Annotated in this window: 13 protein-coding genes; 5 read left to right on the top strand and 8 right to left on the bottom strand. The window is 61.7% G+C overall.

Annotated elements, in window-relative coordinates:
- Positions 1-6: 6 nt before the first annotated feature.
- Complete coding sequence (locus NKJ17_RS06265) at positions 7-879, bottom strand: helix-turn-helix transcriptional regulator (protein ID WP_352687538.1); 873 nt, start codon at positions 877-879, stop codon at positions 7-9.
- Between the two features lie 105 nt (positions 880-984).
- Between NKJ17_RS06265 and NKJ17_RS06260 the strand changes: the two genes are divergently transcribed.
- Both NKJ17_RS06260 and NKJ17_RS06255 read left to right on the top strand, forming a co-directional pair.
- Complete coding sequence (locus NKJ17_RS06260) at positions 985-1,836, top strand: SDR family NAD(P)-dependent oxidoreductase (protein ID WP_352505558.1); 852 nt, start codon at positions 985-987, stop codon at positions 1,834-1,836.
- Positions 1,833-2,555 (top strand): SDR family oxidoreductase, encoded by a 723-nt coding sequence (locus NKJ17_RS06255; protein WP_352505557.1) that lies wholly within the window; start codon positions 1,833-1,835, stop codon positions 2,553-2,555. Before NKJ17_RS06260 ends, NKJ17_RS06255 begins: the two co-directional genes overlap by 4 nt.
- 30 nt (positions 2,556-2,585) lie before the next feature.
- Here NKJ17_RS06255 and NKJ17_RS06250 read toward each other — a convergent pair whose 3' ends face one another.
- The 5 genes from NKJ17_RS06250 to NKJ17_RS06230 all read right to left on the bottom strand — a co-directional run bounded on the left by NKJ17_RS06250 (position 2,586) and on the right by NKJ17_RS06230 (position 6,796).
- Positions 2,586-2,963: a DoxX family protein gene (locus NKJ17_RS06250; protein WP_352505667.1), complete on the bottom strand. Its 378-nt coding sequence runs from the start codon at positions 2,961-2,963 to the stop codon at positions 2,586-2,588.
- Positions 2,964-3,022: 59 nt separating this feature from the next.
- Entirely contained in the window at positions 3,023-3,481 is a 459-nt protein-coding gene (locus NKJ17_RS06245; protein WP_352505556.1) for a carboxymuconolactone decarboxylase family protein, read from the bottom strand.
- A 13-nt stretch (positions 3,482-3,494) separates the two neighbouring features.
- Entirely contained in the window at positions 3,495-4,013 is a 519-nt protein-coding gene (locus NKJ17_RS06240; protein ID WP_352505555.1) for an RrF2 family transcriptional regulator, read from the bottom strand.
- 102 nt (positions 4,014-4,115) lie between these two features.
- Positions 4,116-5,429, bottom strand: coding sequence for an NAD-dependent dihydropyrimidine dehydrogenase subunit PreA (gene preA, locus NKJ17_RS06235; protein ID WP_352687536.1), 1,314 nt, complete (start codon positions 5,427-5,429; stop codon positions 4,116-4,118).
- Positions 5,430-5,431: 2 nt separating this feature from the next.
- Positions 5,432-6,796: an NAD(P)-dependent oxidoreductase gene (locus tag NKJ17_RS06230; RefSeq protein WP_352505553.1), complete on the bottom strand. Its 1,365-nt coding sequence runs from the start codon at positions 6,794-6,796 to the stop codon at positions 5,432-5,434.
- Positions 6,797-7,743: 947 nt separating this feature from the next.
- Here NKJ17_RS06230 and NKJ17_RS06225 point away from each other — a divergent pair.
- Positions 7,744-8,520 carry a VOC family protein gene (locus NKJ17_RS06225; RefSeq protein WP_352505552.1) on the top strand — a complete coding sequence of 259 codons (777 nt, stop codon included), beginning with the start codon at positions 7,744-7,746 and terminating at the stop codon, positions 8,518-8,520.
- Positions 8,521-9,204: 684 nt separating this feature from the next.
- On the top strand, positions 9,205-10,206 hold the full coding sequence (locus NKJ17_RS06220) for a TIR domain-containing protein (protein WP_352505551.1): 1,002 nt from the start codon (positions 9,205-9,207) through the stop codon (positions 10,204-10,206).
- Between the two features lie 150 nt (positions 10,207-10,356).
- On the opposite strand, the gene NKJ17_RS06215 is transcribed toward NKJ17_RS06220, so the two are convergent.
- On the bottom strand, positions 10,357-10,791 hold the full coding sequence (locus tag NKJ17_RS06215; protein ID WP_352505550.1) for a hypothetical protein: 435 nt from the start codon (positions 10,789-10,791) through the stop codon (positions 10,357-10,359).
- A 260-nt stretch (positions 10,792-11,051) separates the two neighbouring features.
- Here NKJ17_RS06215 and NKJ17_RS06210 point away from each other — a divergent pair, with 260 nt between their 5' ends.
- On the top strand, positions 11,052-11,444 hold the full coding sequence (locus NKJ17_RS06210; protein ID WP_352687533.1) for a DoxX family protein: 393 nt from the start codon (positions 11,052-11,054) through the stop codon (positions 11,442-11,444).
- 4 nt (positions 11,445-11,448) lie between these two features.
- On the opposite strand, the gene NKJ17_RS06205 is transcribed toward NKJ17_RS06210, so the two are convergent.
- Positions 11,449-13,890 carry a GcvT family protein gene (locus tag NKJ17_RS06205; RefSeq protein ID WP_352505548.1) on the bottom strand — a complete coding sequence of 814 codons (2,442 nt, stop codon included), beginning with the start codon at positions 13,888-13,890 and terminating at the stop codon, positions 11,449-11,451.
- Between the last annotated feature and the right edge of the window lie 60 nt (positions 13,891-13,950).

Genomic DNA, 13,950 nt, shown 5'->3' with positions numbered 1-13,950 from the left:
TGGGCATCACGCGCTGCGCCGCTCGGCCGGAAGCGTCTCCAGCAGTTGTTCGAGCTTGGCGATCGAGTTTTGCTCGGCGAGCGGCGTGTAGACGATCAGCTTCATGTCCGAGCCGTCGTCGATCGACAGGCTCATATGCTCGAACGCCATGGCGCCCGCTATCGGGTGCCGGACATGCTTCACACCCGATAGGTTGCGGGCCACGTCGCGTAGCGGCCACCAGGCGCGAAACTCCGGGCTCGAGCGCGTCATCAGCGCGATCAGCCGCTCGAAATCCGGATCGCCGACATATCTGGCGCTTTCTGCCCGGAATGACGCCAGCACGGCACGCGCCAGTTCCTCCCAGTCGACGAGCAGGCGCCGGTGCTGCGGGCTGGTGAAAACCATATGGACGATGTTGCGGGCATCGCCCTCCAGCAGACCATAGTCCCCGAACACGGCTGCCGCGGCAGAGTTCCAGGCCAGCACGTCCCAGCGCCGCCCAAGGACATAGGCCGGCTGCAGGACCAGGCTCTGCAGCATGTGCAGTAACGGGCTATCGACTTTTTCCGGCGCGTCGACGCGACGCTCCGGCTGCGGTCGGCCGGCAAGGATGAACAGATGCCGTTGCTCGGCAGTGTCCAGGCGCAGCGCCCGGCTGAGCGCCGTCAGCACCTCTGCCGATGGCCGAACGTCGCGGCCCTGCTCCAGCCAGGTGTACCAGGTCGTGCCGACGCCGGCGATCATCGCCACTTCCTCACGCCGCAGCCCGGGCGTGCGCCGGCGCAATCCGGTCGATATGCCGGTGGCCGAAGGCGTCAGCCTTTCGCGCCGCGAGCGCAGGAAGGCGCCAAGCTCGCGGCGGCGGCTGTCTTCGGCGGAATGCGTGGTGGAATCCATCGGCGCTATTATAGCAGTACCGATACCAGGATAAAGTTTGAACTGTTTGGCAAGTGGCTGGTGCCCCATCTTTCCGCTCAGAGCTACGAGATGGAGGCTCCGAACATGGAACTGAAAAACAAGACAATCCTCATCACAGGGTCTACCGACGGCGTCGGCCGCGTCGTCGCGCAAAGGCTCGGCGCCGGCGGTGCGCGCATCCTGGTGCATGGCCGCGACGCGACAAGGGGCAAGGCGATCGGGGCCGAAATCGAAGCCGCCGGCGGCAAGGCCGAGCTGCTGGTCGCCGATCTCTCCTCCCTGGCGGAAGTTCGCCGCCTCGCCGAGGCCGTGCGCGCAAGGACCAAGCGGCTCGATGTCCTCATCAACAATGCCGGCGTCGGCACCGCCGGCCCAAACGCGAAACGGCAGGTCAGCGCCGACGGCTACGAGTTGCGCTTTGCCGTCAACTATCTCGCCGGTTTCCTGCTCACCACGGAGCTGCTGCCGCTGCTCAAGTCCAGCGTGCCGGCGCGCATCGTCAACGTCGCCTCGGCCGGCCAGCAGGCGATCGACTTCGACGACGTCATGCTGACCCGCTCCTATGGCGGCGTCCGTGCCTACTGCCAGAGCAAGCTGGCGCAGATCATGTTCACCATCGATCTGGCGGAGCAGCTGAACGGCACCGGTGTCACGGTCAACAGCCTGCATCCGGCAAGCTACATGAACACTACGATGGTGCGGCAGGCGGGCATCACACCCTGGAGCTCCGTCGAAACCGGCGCCGAGGCCATCATCAACCTCGCCACATCGCCGGCGCTTGAGGGGCGAAGCGGCCTCTATTTCGACGGCCAAAGAAAATCCCGCGCCGATGCGCAAGCCTATGACGCTAAGGCGAGGCAGCAGTTGCGCGAATTGAGCCTCGGCCTTGTCGGGCTCGCACCCGCTTCCGCAACATCGAAGAAAGAAAATTCATGATCGAGAAAACGCAGCACGCCGTGATCGTCGGCGGCTCCTCCGGCATCGGCCTCGCCACCGCGACAAAGCTGCTCGGCCCGGGGATGAAGGTGACGATCACCGGGCGCAGCAGGGAAAAGCTCGACAACGCATGGCAAAGCCTTGGCGGCACAGTCGAAAAAGCTGCCTTCGACGCCGCGAAGCCGGACGAGGTTCGCCGGTTCTTCAGCGATCTCGGCCCTTTCGATCACCTGGTGCTGGCCGCCAGCGGCGGCAAGGGCCTCGGCGCGTTCGAAACGCTTGACCTGACCGACATCGGCGGCGGCGTCGACGAGAAAGTCCGGCCACAGCTCTCCTGCCTGCAGGCCGCCTTGCCGACGCTGAACAAGAGCGGCTCGGTGACTTTCATCTCGGCGGTGTCGGCGCAATTGTCGGCGCCGGGTGTCGCCGGCATCGCCGCCGTCAACGGCATGCTGCTGACCGTGGTGCCGATCCTGGCAATGGAGCTGAAGCCGTTACGCGTCAATGTCGTGGCGCCAGGTGTCATCGACACGCCCTGGTGGGACTTTTTACCCGATGAACAGCGCCATGCGGTGTTTGCCGATTATGCCGGCAGGACGCCGGTCGGCCGCATCGGCCGCGCCGAGGACGTCGCCGAGGCGATCGCGTTCCTGGTTTCGAACAGCTTCGTCACCGGCCAGATCCTGACCTGCGACGGCGGCTTGCGGTATGCGGCGTGAGCGGCTGCCTCCAAGAGGCATCAGTCGTTGTCAAAGCGACTGCGCGATCAGCGCCAGAAATCCTCCGGCCAGCGCGACGTTGCCGACAAAGCCATTGATGCGGGACGCGCGCTCCGGGCCCTGATGATCCCAGAAGTTATGGAACATCGGCGTGGCGACGATCAGGAACAGGATCAGGCATGCCGCCGCCGGAGCGGTCCAGATGCCCGCGATCACCAGTGCTCCGGCGATGATCTGCAGGACGATCCCCAGCCACAGCACCGGCCGTGCCTGCGGCACGCCGCGCGTCGTCATCAATTGGCTCACCAACGCCGCATTCTGGATGTTGCGCAGGCCGGCAAAGACAAAGGCGCCGCCAAGCAGCAGGCGGGCGGCGAATAGGATCTCACTATCAAAGTTTAAAAACATGCTGTCGGGGGTCCTTGGGCAGAAAAGAGGCGCGCGGCGCAAGGCCGCGCACCTTGTCCTCAGGCGGCCAAGACCGCTGGCATCGGATGGATTGCATGGAACGGAACGCAAAGCCGGTTCCAGGTGTTGATCATGCCGAGCGCCACCGAGAGCTTGACCAGCTCCTCTTCCGAGAAATATTCGAGCGTCCTTGCATAGAGTTCGTCCGACACACCGTTGTCGGCAATCCTGGTCAGCGCGTCGGTCCAGGCCAAGGCCGCGCGTTCGCGCTCTGAAAACAGCGGCGATTCCTTCCAGGCGGAGACGAGATAGAGCCGCTGCTCGCTTTCGCCGTCGCGGCGCGCTTCGCGGCTATGCATCTCGACGCAATACGAGCAGCCGTTGATCTGCGACGCCCTGAGCTTGATCAGATGCAACAGGCTTTTTTCGAGCCCGCATTCGTCGACTGCCTTGTTGAGCGCCGACACCGCCTTCATGATCTCCGGCGCCGCGCCGAAAAATTGCAGCCTCTGTTTCATCGTCTGTAGCCTTTCATGCTTGCTTGGTTGAACTTGATTTCTGCGGGCGCCGATGGCGCTCGACGAAGGCGCAGTTCGCGGCGACCGAACGGGGATCGGCATCGGCCGTGTATTCTGCAACGATGTCGGACAGCCGGGCGTCGGCGAGCGCGGCGCGATAGGCACGCTCGGCCTTCAGCATGGCTACGTTGATGCCGCAGGGTTTGACATAGACCGAGGCATCGAGCTTCGCTGGGCCGCGCTGGCGGATTTCGGCGCAGCGGAACGCCGGTTCACGCCCCTCGACGGCCAGCACGATATCGAGCAGCGTTATGCGCTCCGCCGGCCGCGCCAGCCGGTAGCCGCCGGACGGCCCCGGCACTGAATCCAGAATGCCGGACGCAGTCAGCGCGTTGAGATGCTTAAGCAGATAGCTCGGCGACAGCCCGAACGCTTCGGCCATGGCAGCACCTGGCAAGGTCGCGGCGCCATCAACGCCGGCAAGCATAGCGGCGCAATGAATAGCCGCCTCGACCCCTTCGCCCAGCTTCATTTCGCTCTCCTGTTCATGGATATAGATTATCGTGGATAACTTTTATCTGCAATAGGAAAGTTAAAAAGCGGCGCCCATGAACGCCGTTTTTTTTCCGCAATGCTACTCCGCCGCCACCTTGGCCATCGGATTGTTCGGATGCGTCGTCCAGTTGGCATAGATCGGCGACACCGGCCTGCCGGTGCGCTGGTCGATCACGCCGGCCGCCAGCGGCTCCATGGTGATGCAATTCTCGACCGGACAGACATTGACACAGAGATTGCAGCCGACGCATTCGGCCTCGATCACCTCGAAATGCCTGACGCCGTCGACCATGCTGGTGATCGCCTGGTGCGAGGTGTCCTCGCAGGCGATGTGGCAGCGGCCGCATTTGATGCAGGCGTCCTGGTCGATATGCGCCTTGGCGACGTAGTTGAGGTTGAGATACTGCCAGTCGATGACGTTGGGCGTGGCGCGGCCGACGATGTCGTCCAGCGAGGCATGGCCCTTCTCGTCCATCCAGTTTTCCAGGCCGGCGATCATCTCCTGCACGATCTTGAAGCCATAGGTCATCGCCGCCGTGCACACCTGCACATTGCCGGCGCCGAGCGCCATGAACTCGGCGGCGTCGCGCCAGGTGGTAATGCCGCCGATACCGGAGATCGGCAGGCCATGCGTTTCCGGATCGCGCGCGATCTCGGCCACCATGTTCATGGCGATCGGCTTCACCGCCGGGCCGCAATAGCCGCCATGCGAACCCTTGCCGTCGATCGTCGGCTCCGGTGCGAAACTATCGAGATTGACGCCGGTGATCGAATTGATGGTGTTGATCAGCGATACCGCGTCGGTGCCGCCGGCAAGGGCAGCGCGTGCCGGCTTGCGTATGTCGGTGATGTTGGGCGTCAGCTTGGTGATGACAGGCATGCGGGTGTTGGCCTTGCACCAGCGCACCACCATTTCGATGTACTCCGGCACCTGGCCGACTGCCGCACCCATGCCGCGTTCCGACATGCCGTGCGGGCAGCCGAAATTGAGTTCGATGCCGTCGGCGCCTGTCTCCTCGACTACCGGCAAGATCGCCTTCCAGGCATGCTCCTCGCAAGGCACCATCAGCGAGACGACGATCGCCCGGTCGGGCCAGTCCATCTTGACCTGCTTGATCTCGCGCAGATTGACCTGCAGGTCGCGGTCGGTGATCAGCTCGATGTTGTTGAGGCCGAGCAGACGACGGTCGGCGCCCCAGATCGCGCCGTAGCGCGGACCGTTGACGTTGACCACCGGCGGGCCCTCTTCGCCGAGCGTCTTCCATACCACGCCGCCCCAGCCCGCCTTGAAGGCGCGGATGACGTTATAGGCCTTGTCGGTCGGCGGCGCCGAAGCCAGCCAGAACGGGTTCGGCGACTTGATGCCGACGAAATTGTTGCGGATGTCTGCCATGCTCATGCCCTCCCGTTCGAGGTCAGTGCCCGATGAATGCTCTCCGCCGCATCGCGGCCTTGCGCGACAGCTGAAACAGTCAAGTCATCGCCGCCGAAAATGCAGTCGCCGCCGGCCCAGACGTTTGGCAGCGAGGTGCGCCCTTCCGCATCGACCTTGATGCGGCCGGCTTCCAGCGCGACCTCCGCACCGCTGCCGTTGAGCGCAGCCGGGACAAAACTCTGGCCGATCGCCTTGAACACCTGGTCGGCGGTCAACGTCAGCCGCTCGCCGGTGCCGACGAGCCGGTCGCCGTCCATCGCGGTGTATTCGAGCTCGATCGCCGACACCTTGCCAGCGTCGGCAATGACCCGCTTCGGCTGCAACCAGTGCCGGATGATGACGCCGTTGGCTGCAGCCAGATCCTGCTCGAATTCGGAGGCATTCATGTGCTCCGGGCCGCGCCGATAGCAGATCGTCACCTCTTCGGCTCCGAGCAGCTTCGATTGCACCGCCGCGTCGATCGCCGTCATGCCGCCGCCGATGACGACAACACGCCGGCCGACCGGCAGGCTGGCCAGATCACTGGCCTGACGAAGCTCGGCAATGAACTCGACAGCATTGCTGACGCCCGGGGCCTCCTCGCCATCCGCTCGCAAGGCATTGACGCCGGCAAGCCCCATGCCGAGGAACACCGCATCGTAATTCCTGGTCAGGTCCGACAGCTGGTAATCACGGCCGAGCGCCTTGCCGTTCTGGATGTCGATGCCGCCGATCGACGTGACATAGTCGACTTCGGCCTGGGCAAAATTGTCGACGCTTTTATAGGCGGCTATACCGTACTCATTGAGGCCGCCGGGCTTCGGGCGGGCTTCCAGGATGGTCACGTCGTGGCCATGACGGGCAAGCCGATGCGCGGCCGCAAGCCCGGCCGGTCCGGCGCCGACCACGGCGACCGTTTTGCCGGTCGGTTCGGAGCGCTTGTAGAACTGCTTGTTTTCGGCCATGGCGACATCGGTGGCGTAGCGCTGAAGGCGACCAATCTGCACCGGCTTGCCTTCGGCCACCTCGCGCACGCAGACTTCTTCGCATAGCGTCTCGGTCGGGCAGACGCGGGCGCACATGCCGCCCAAAATGTTTTGGTCAAAAATAGTCTTGGCCGAGCCGATCGGATTGCCCGTCGAAATCTGGCGAATGAACAGCGGGATGTCGATCGAGGTCGGGCATGCATTCATGCACGGCGCATCATAGCAGAAATAGCAGCGGTCGGACTCGACCAGCGCCTCGTGATGATCGAGCGGCGGGTGCAGGTCGGCGAAATTGTCGGCATATTGGTCCGGCGAGAGCCGCCCGCCGGCAATGCCTTGCTTGAACTGGCCTTCTGGCATCGTCAGTTCCCCATGTTCTTGTTTTGGGGAAGGCTAGCACGTTTTATTTTTTTATCAATTGGTCAATTTTCGGCGCAACTCGCTGAAACCTCTCGATAAAAACATGATAAATGCACTCATGTTTTTGAGCACCGTCCGTTGCGCCTCAATGGATGCGGCGCCCAGAATTGGCTACCAGTGGCGACAAGCTGTTCGAAAGCGCTTACGGGGCGGTAGGCGCTTGAGCATCGTGCGCGATTTTCAAACATTGGAGAAGGTGATGGACATTGTTCAGGAGGCGGTTCAGCGGTGGGAGCCTGTGGAAGATTTACCGCTGGCTGCCTGTCAGGTGTGACGTCTGAAATCCGACAACTACTTTGAATTGGCCGTCGAAGGCGACTTCTTCGTCGGGGCATCCGAACGAACCCTCAAGATCAACTTCCACGGAGTGCTAGCACTTTCGGCTCATGACGACATGTTGGGAGTGACCCATGTCAGCGCTAGCAGCTCAATCCCATTGATTGGCTCTGGCGGGCAAGCCTCCTATAGATGGCCCCTCCTCCGAGTCGAGAACTCGCACTGGTTGCGATCAATACCCGGGCCGACAGACGACTGTTCGCATTTCCTATTGCTCAGTCTCGAATGCACGGTAGAGGTGATTGCTCGTGAAGCCATAGCTGCTTGGATCTGACCCCTCGCTTCGCACCACGCCTTCCACAACCATTCCGGGCAGCGGGATAGGCCTTAGACTGGTGATGGTCCGCTCTGGTCAGGGAATGAGCGACATCCGGCGCATGGATCAACAACCCCTCGTTGACTGAGAGCAAAGTCGAAAACCGCAGGGCGCGCAACCCGGTAACATTTCCAATTTGCCGTCATCTTTTTTGGCCGCTGTCGGATTTTCGTCGTGAAGATCGTCCTAGAATGGATCGCGCATGATCGATGTACAAACCGCAAGGAGCACGACAATGCCACAGTCCCCCATGCCCTTCTTCTGGTACGAGCTGATGACCACCGATCTCGACGCCGCCGAGGCGTTTTACACCTCCGTGGTGGGCTGGAGGGGGCAGCCTTTCGAAGGGGCCCAGGGCATGCCGCGCTATATCGTCATGAATGTCGGCGAGCGCGGCGTCGGCGGGTTGATGACGCTGCCCGATGACGCGCGCAAGATGGGCATGCCGCCGGCCTGGGTCGGTTATATCCTCACCAGGGACGTCGATGCCGCAACGGCCTCCCTCAAGAAGGCTGGTGGCGCGGTTCACCGCGAACCCGACGACATTCCTGGCGTCGGCCGCTTCGCCGTCGTTGCAGACCCGCAAGGCGCGATGTTCAACTTCCTGCAGCCCAGCGGCCCCGACCAGCCGCCGCTACCGTTGGCGACCCCCGGCAACATCGGCTGGCATGAGCTCTACACGTCAGACTGGAAGGCGGCGTTCGATTTCTATTCCAGCCAGTTCGGCTGGGAGAAGGGCGACGCCATGGACATGGGTCCGATGGGCGTCTACCAGCTTTTCGCCTTCGGCGGCGAGCCCGTTGGCGGCATGATGAACAAGCCCGAGCAGATCCCGGCGCCGGTCTGGCAGTTCTATTTCAACGTGCCCGGCATCGACGCGGCAGCCAAGCGCGTCACCGACAATGGCGGCAAGATCCTGATGGGTCCGATGGAGGTCCCCGGCGGCAGCTGGATCGTACAGTGCACAGACCCGCAAGGTGCCCATTTCGCGCTGATGGCGCCGGTGCGGTAGGCGTCCTGACCAACCGAGTGCTGCTGCTGGATCATTCCAGCATCAGCACCGCAACTTTGAGACCGGCCTTTTTGGCGCCGCTGAGTTGGACGGTCGCCGCACCCGCCGCAAGCGTGAAACGCACGCTTTTGCGAATGCCAGGACAGGGTTTCACGCCGCTGAAATCGACCGAGCGACGGCATAGCCGTCCTGAACGACATCGACCCAGCCCTCGCCGGACAGGCTGATCTGGAGCTCGCCTCCGGCGGCACTGTCACGCTTGCCGTCGCGCCGAACGTGCCGGCTGCGGGCGTATGTTCCGGCGGCACGGCAAAGCTGATCGTATTAACCGGCACGAGTGCCAGTGACCTGCCACTGAACTGTCATCCAGTGGCGATTAGAGCCTTGGCCGTTCTGTTACGCCTCTTGGCGCGGCGTGCGCGGCCGCAAACAGCGCCTGCTCACGCGCAACCTGCCATTTAAAGGTGGCGCAGCATCATCGGCCATAGCAAAGCTGGTGCTTGCAAGGATTGCGAATAGGCTGATGACGATTTGTGAAATAAATCAACCCTAACCAATGAGCTTTGGCCTGATCGGCCAAGGTTTTTTCCTTGTGCTTTTTGTTAACGTGTCCCAAATCGGTTACGGTTCGTTCGGCGCTTCGTATATTGTTGCGCCTGAGGTTTTGGGCGAGGCATTGAAGTTATGCTTGAATTCAAATTGGCGCGAAAGCTTGTGCTCGGCGCTTGCAACATTTTGGCCTCGCTAGGCCATTCTGAGTTTGATCAACTCATATTGGAGATTGGGCTCGACGGTATAGATGCTGGGCGAGACAAGGGAGGCCGTCTCGCGCGTGCAATGGCGCTGGCAAGATTTGCGGTAGCTAACTCATCCGAATTGACTTTGGACGGGGAGCGGTTGGATATTTTTCTTGTCCAGAAAGCGGGGAACTTGGACAGGAACTATCCCAACGGAATTTTGAACGACGTCAGTGCTCAAAACCGCATGGATTTTTGGATCGCGTTGGACACCGAAGGTTTGAAGATGCTCGACGGCAAACTGGTGCCAAAGAATGCGGTAAGCACAGGACTGGGCACGAGAATTCTTTTTGGCGACCCGGTGCGAAGTGTTCGCAACGTTCACCCAGCGCTATTTGACAAAGCCGTTGGTCAACTCACCGCTGATCAGGTGCGCGATTTGGGCGCGGCTCTCGGCTCATCTACAGCGATGCCCGTTAAGGAGCCACCAGAAGTGCCACAACCTAAATCGCGGAAGGTGTTTGTCGTTCATGGACGCGACAAAAGTTCGCTGAACGAAGTCGAGGTGTTCTTGCGACGCCTCAAGCTTGAACCGATTATCCTTCACCGGAGTGCTAATGCGGGCAGATCGCTCCTGACGAAGTTCCAAGAGGTAGCCGAGGGTGCTTCGTTCGCCGTCGTTCTCATGATGCCGGAAGACGTTGGTGGCTTGGCGGGTGCAACCCCAGGAAAGCGAGCCCGACAAAACGTAGTGTTCGAGCTAGGATTTTTCATCGGCAAGCTCGAATCAAAGAACGTCTGCGCACTCATGGGCGAGGGTGTTGAGAGACCTTCAGACTTTGATGGCATCGGCTATGTGTCGTTCGGCGACGGCAAGAATTGGGAGCGCGAGTTAGCGAAAGAGCTTCGGGGAGCCGGAGTACCATTCGATCCGGGTGACGTTCTTTAGGCGAAATCTATCGTGCCCATGGCGGCGGTTCGCCCGCATTTCGCGCTGATCGCGCCGGGACGCTGAACCAGCCCGATACCTATCAAAATTGAACAGCCGCACCGCACCGTTGGTGCGATGCGAGCAAATGAATTGTCTCAGGGCGCAAAGTCATTCCGGCGCCAGCACCGCAACCTTGAGGGTCTCTTTCTTGGCGCCGCTGAGCTGGATAGTCGCCGGGCCGGCGGCCAGCTTAAAGCGCACGCTCTTGCGGATCCCCGGACGGGTCTTCATACCACTGAACCCCGCCGACTTCACGGCTTTGCCGTCCTGAACGACATCGATCCAGGCCTCATTAGACAGGCTGATCTGGAGCTCTCCCTCCAGGGGCACGGCCACGCTTGCCGTCGCGCCGAATGTACCGGCTGCAGGCGCACGTTCCGGCGGAACAGCAAAGCCGATCGTATCGACCGCTGCGAGCGTGAAATCCACCGCCTGCCCGATCGTCAGGGCACCGCCGGACTGTGCGGAGGGCAATGCCGGAAACAATGCCTGCTCGCGTGTCACCGGCCATTTGAAGGCATCACAGCCGGCGTCCCCGGCCATGGCGAAGCTGGTACCTGCAAGGATTGCGAATAGGCTGATGACGACTTTTTTCGTGGCGAAGTGAACCCACGTGTCTGGAGTATCTATGCATCAATACAACCATAGATATGTAAATGCAACCATAGAGAGAGCACATATGAAAGTCAGACTGGGGAATCATTTTCAATCACCGATTGTTGATGGCAGGCCATGGGAAGTGAGTAGTCCATTTCCGGGCGATAATTTATGGCCGGTCCGGGAGGGGTAAAATGGAGTTTTAGATGAAGCTTTTTGACGGTCTTGCCAGATATCAGCCGCAGGCTTTGGCCGCATTGCGCATCATGACGGCGCTGCAGTTCATCGAGCATGGTACCCAGAAACTGTTCAATTTTCCCGTCAGCGATCACGCGGGCGCTCTGACCGGGCTGACGCTGACCGCTGCCCTACTTGAATTCGCCGGTGGCATCCTGCTGGCATTGGGGCTTTTGACCAGGCCGGTGGCGTTCCTTCTCTGCGGCGAAATGGCGATCGCCTATTTCATGGCGCACATGCCGCAGGGTTTCTTCCCGGTCAACAATGGCGGCGATTCGGCGATCTCGTTCTGCTTCATCTTCCTCTATCTGGTGTTTGCCGGCGCCGGCGCCCTGGCGCTGGACAACCGCCGCGGTGCCTGAAACGTCACCCACGCATCCGCTCGAAATTCGCGTCGAACAGCGGGATCGGCTGCATGCGCGCAGCGTGGCGTTTGCCCAGAAGCTCAATCTCGAAGCCGTCGGCTTCGTCGGCAATCTCTTTCGGCACATAGCCGATGGCGACGGACTTTTTCGAATGATGCGCGTAGCCGCCCGACGTGACCCAACCGCGCACGGCACCGCCGTACCAGATTGGCTCGTCGCCGATGACGTCGGCATCGACAGTATCGACGACAAAGGCCCGCAGCCGCAGTCTGCCGCCTTGCTTGCGCTCGGCCAACGCCGCTTGCTTGCCGATGAAATCGGCTTGCTTGCCGTAGGCGACGAAGCGGTCGAGCCCGGCTTCCAACGGTCCATAGATCGGCCGGTATTCGCGCGCCCATGAGCCGTAATTCTTCTCAAGTCGTAATGCGTTGAGCGCGCGCGAGCCGAACAGGCCGATGCCGAATTCCTCCCCCGCGGCCATCAGCGTCTGATAGGCGGCGCGCTGATATTCCGGCGCGACCCAGATTTCGTAGCCGAGATCGCCGGTGTAGCTGACCCGCCCGACCAGGCATGGCGCCATGCCGACGTCCATTTTGCTGATGGCCATGAACGGAAAGGCCGTATTCGACACGTCCGACCGTGTGACCTTTTCAAGAAGGTTCCGCGCGGTCGGCCCGGCGATCGACAGGCCGGTGAGTTTTGCTCCCAGCGCCTCGATGCTAACAGAGCCGTCCTTCGGCAGATGCGCTTCGAACCAGCGCATGTGGTACTGCTCGGCGACACCGCTGCCGGCCAGGAACCAATCCTTACTTGCAGAATTTGGACCGCCGAGGTTGGCCAGCGTGAAATCGCCGATCAACCTGCCGTCTTCCTTCAGCATCGGCGCTAGCGTCATGCGGCCGGGCCTTGGCAATTTGCACGCGAGCATACTGTCGAGCCAGGTTGCTGCGCCCAAACCGGTGACTCTGTATTTGGCGAATGACGAGATTTCCGACAGACCAACGCGTTGCCGAACTGTCTCCACTTCTTTCGCGACATGCTCGAAGTCGCTCGAGCGGCGCCAGGAGAATTCGTCCTTGACCCCTTCGGGCGCATACCACAGCGGCACTTCCAGCCCATAGGCGACGCCCCATTGCGCGCCCTCGGCCGACAGCAGATCATAGACCGGCGTCGTCTTGAGCGGTCGCCCAGCCGGCAACTCCTCGTTCGGGAAGCGGATCGAAAACCGCCGCGAATAATTCTCGCGCACCTTGGCGTTGGTATAGGCCATCGTCGCCCAGTCGCCGTAGCGCGACACATCCATCGCCCAGATGTCGGCGCCGGGATCGCCCTCGATCATCCAGTTCGACAGCGCCAGGCCGACGCCGCCGCCCTGCGAGAACCCCGCCATGACACCACAGGCCACCCAGAACCCCGGCAGGCCGCGCACCGGCCCGACCAGCGGATTGCCGTCCGGCGCGAAGGTGAAGGGTCCGTTGATGATCTGCTTGATGCCGGTGTTCTGGAATGCCGGGAAATGCCGGAAGCCAACCTCCAGCGACGGTGCGATGCGGTCGATGTCGGGTTCGAGCAGTTCGTGGCCGAAATTCCATGGCGTCTGGAACTCGGACCATGGCTTGTTGGCCTTTTCGTAAGTGCCCATGAGCATGCCGCCGCGCTCCTGACGCAGATAGAGCTCCCCGTCGAAATCGACTGCATGGATGATCTCGGTACCGGTCTTCTGGTTCCAGGCGGCGACTTCCGGCATGTCCTCGGTGATCAGGTACATGTGCTCCATCGCCAGCACCGGCAGCTCCAGCCCGACCATGCGGCCGACCTCGCGCGCCCACAGGCCGCCCGCGTTGACCACATGCTCGGCCACCACCTCACCCTTGTTGGTGATGACACGCCACAACCCGTCGGCGCGCCGCACAATGTCCTCGACCTTGGTGAAACGCTCGACCTCGGCACCAAGCTTCCTCGCCGCCTTGGCGTAGGCATGGGTAACGCCGGACGGATCGAGATGACCGTCCTCCTTGTTGCGCACGGCACCGACGAACTGCTTGGGATCGAGCAACGGCATCAGCTCGGCCGCCTCGTCAGGCGATATCTCCTCGAGCTCGATGCCGAGATAGCGGCCCTTGGCGACGACGCCGCGCAGCCAGTCGAGCCGCGCCTCCGTCGCTGCCAGCAAGACGCCGCCAGTCAAATGCACGCCGGTCGCCTGGCCGGACAGTTCCTCGATCTCCTTGTAGAGCGAGATTGTGTATTTCTGCAGCTTGGCGACATTGGGATCGCCATTGATGGTGTGCATGCCGCCGGCGGCGTGCCAGGTCGAGCCGGAGGTCAATTCATCGCGCTCCAGAAGCACGATGTCGGTCCAGCCGTGCCGGGCCAGATGGAACAGCACGGAGCACCCGACGACGCCACCACCGATAACCACGACCTTTGCATGCGATTTCATGGGATTCTCTCTGACGTCAACGAGTTGGATGGAAACGATGAATTCGGGGAGGAGCCCCAC

It is taken from the genome of Mesorhizobium sp. M0208, from assembly GCF_040322015.1.
Classification (GTDB): Bacteria; Pseudomonadota; Alphaproteobacteria; order Rhizobiales; family Rhizobiaceae; genus Mesorhizobium.
Note: the sequence above shows the minus strand (reverse complement) of the source record. Positions and strands in the feature narration are given on the sequence as shown.

Excerpts from the sequence above, each read along its gene's own strand:
- NKJ17_RS06220 (WP_352505551.1), top strand. The coding sequence starts at position 9,205 with ATGCTTGAATTCAAATTGGCGCGAAAGCTTGTGCTCGGCGCTTGCAAC.
- NKJ17_RS06205 (WP_352505548.1), bottom strand. The coding sequence starts at position 13,890 with ATGAAATCGCATGCAAAGGTCGTGGTTATCGGTGGTGGCGTCGTCGGG.
- NKJ17_RS06255 (WP_352505557.1), top strand. The coding sequence starts at position 1,833 with ATGATCGAGAAAACGCAGCACGCCGTGATCGTCGGCGGCTCCTCCGGC.
- NKJ17_RS06225 (WP_352505552.1), top strand. The coding sequence starts at position 7,744 with ATGCCACAGTCCCCCATGCCCTTCTTCTGGTACGAGCTGATGACCACC.
- NKJ17_RS06240 (WP_352505555.1), bottom strand. The coding sequence starts at position 4,013 with ATGAAGCTGGGCGAAGGGGTCGAGGCGGCTATTCATTGCGCCGCTATG.
- preA (WP_352687536.1), bottom strand. The coding sequence starts at position 5,429 with ATGGCAGACATCCGCAACAATTTCGTCGGCATCAAGTCGCCGAACCCG.
- NKJ17_RS06245 (WP_352505556.1), bottom strand. The coding sequence starts at position 3,481 with ATGAAACAGAGGCTGCAATTTTTCGGCGCGGCGCCGGAGATCATGAAG.
- NKJ17_RS06260 (WP_352505558.1), top strand. The coding sequence starts at position 985 with ATGGAACTGAAAAACAAGACAATCCTCATCACAGGGTCTACCGACGGC.
- NKJ17_RS06265 (WP_352687538.1), bottom strand. The coding sequence starts at position 879 with ATGGATTCCACCACGCATTCCGCCGAAGACAGCCGCCGCCGCGAGCTT.
- NKJ17_RS06215 (WP_352505550.1), bottom strand. The coding sequence starts at position 10,791 with ATGGCCGGGGACGCCGGCTGTGATGCCTTCAAATGGCCGGTGACACGC.
- NKJ17_RS06230 (WP_352505553.1), bottom strand. The coding sequence starts at position 6,796 with ATGCCAGAAGGCCAGTTCAAGCAAGGCATTGCCGGCGGGCGGCTCTCG.
- NKJ17_RS06210 (WP_352687533.1), top strand. The coding sequence starts at position 11,052 with ATGAAGCTTTTTGACGGTCTTGCCAGATATCAGCCGCAGGCTTTGGCC.
- NKJ17_RS06250 (WP_352505667.1), bottom strand. The coding sequence starts at position 2,963 with ATGTTTTTAAACTTTGATAGTGAGATCCTATTCGCCGCCCGCCTGCTG.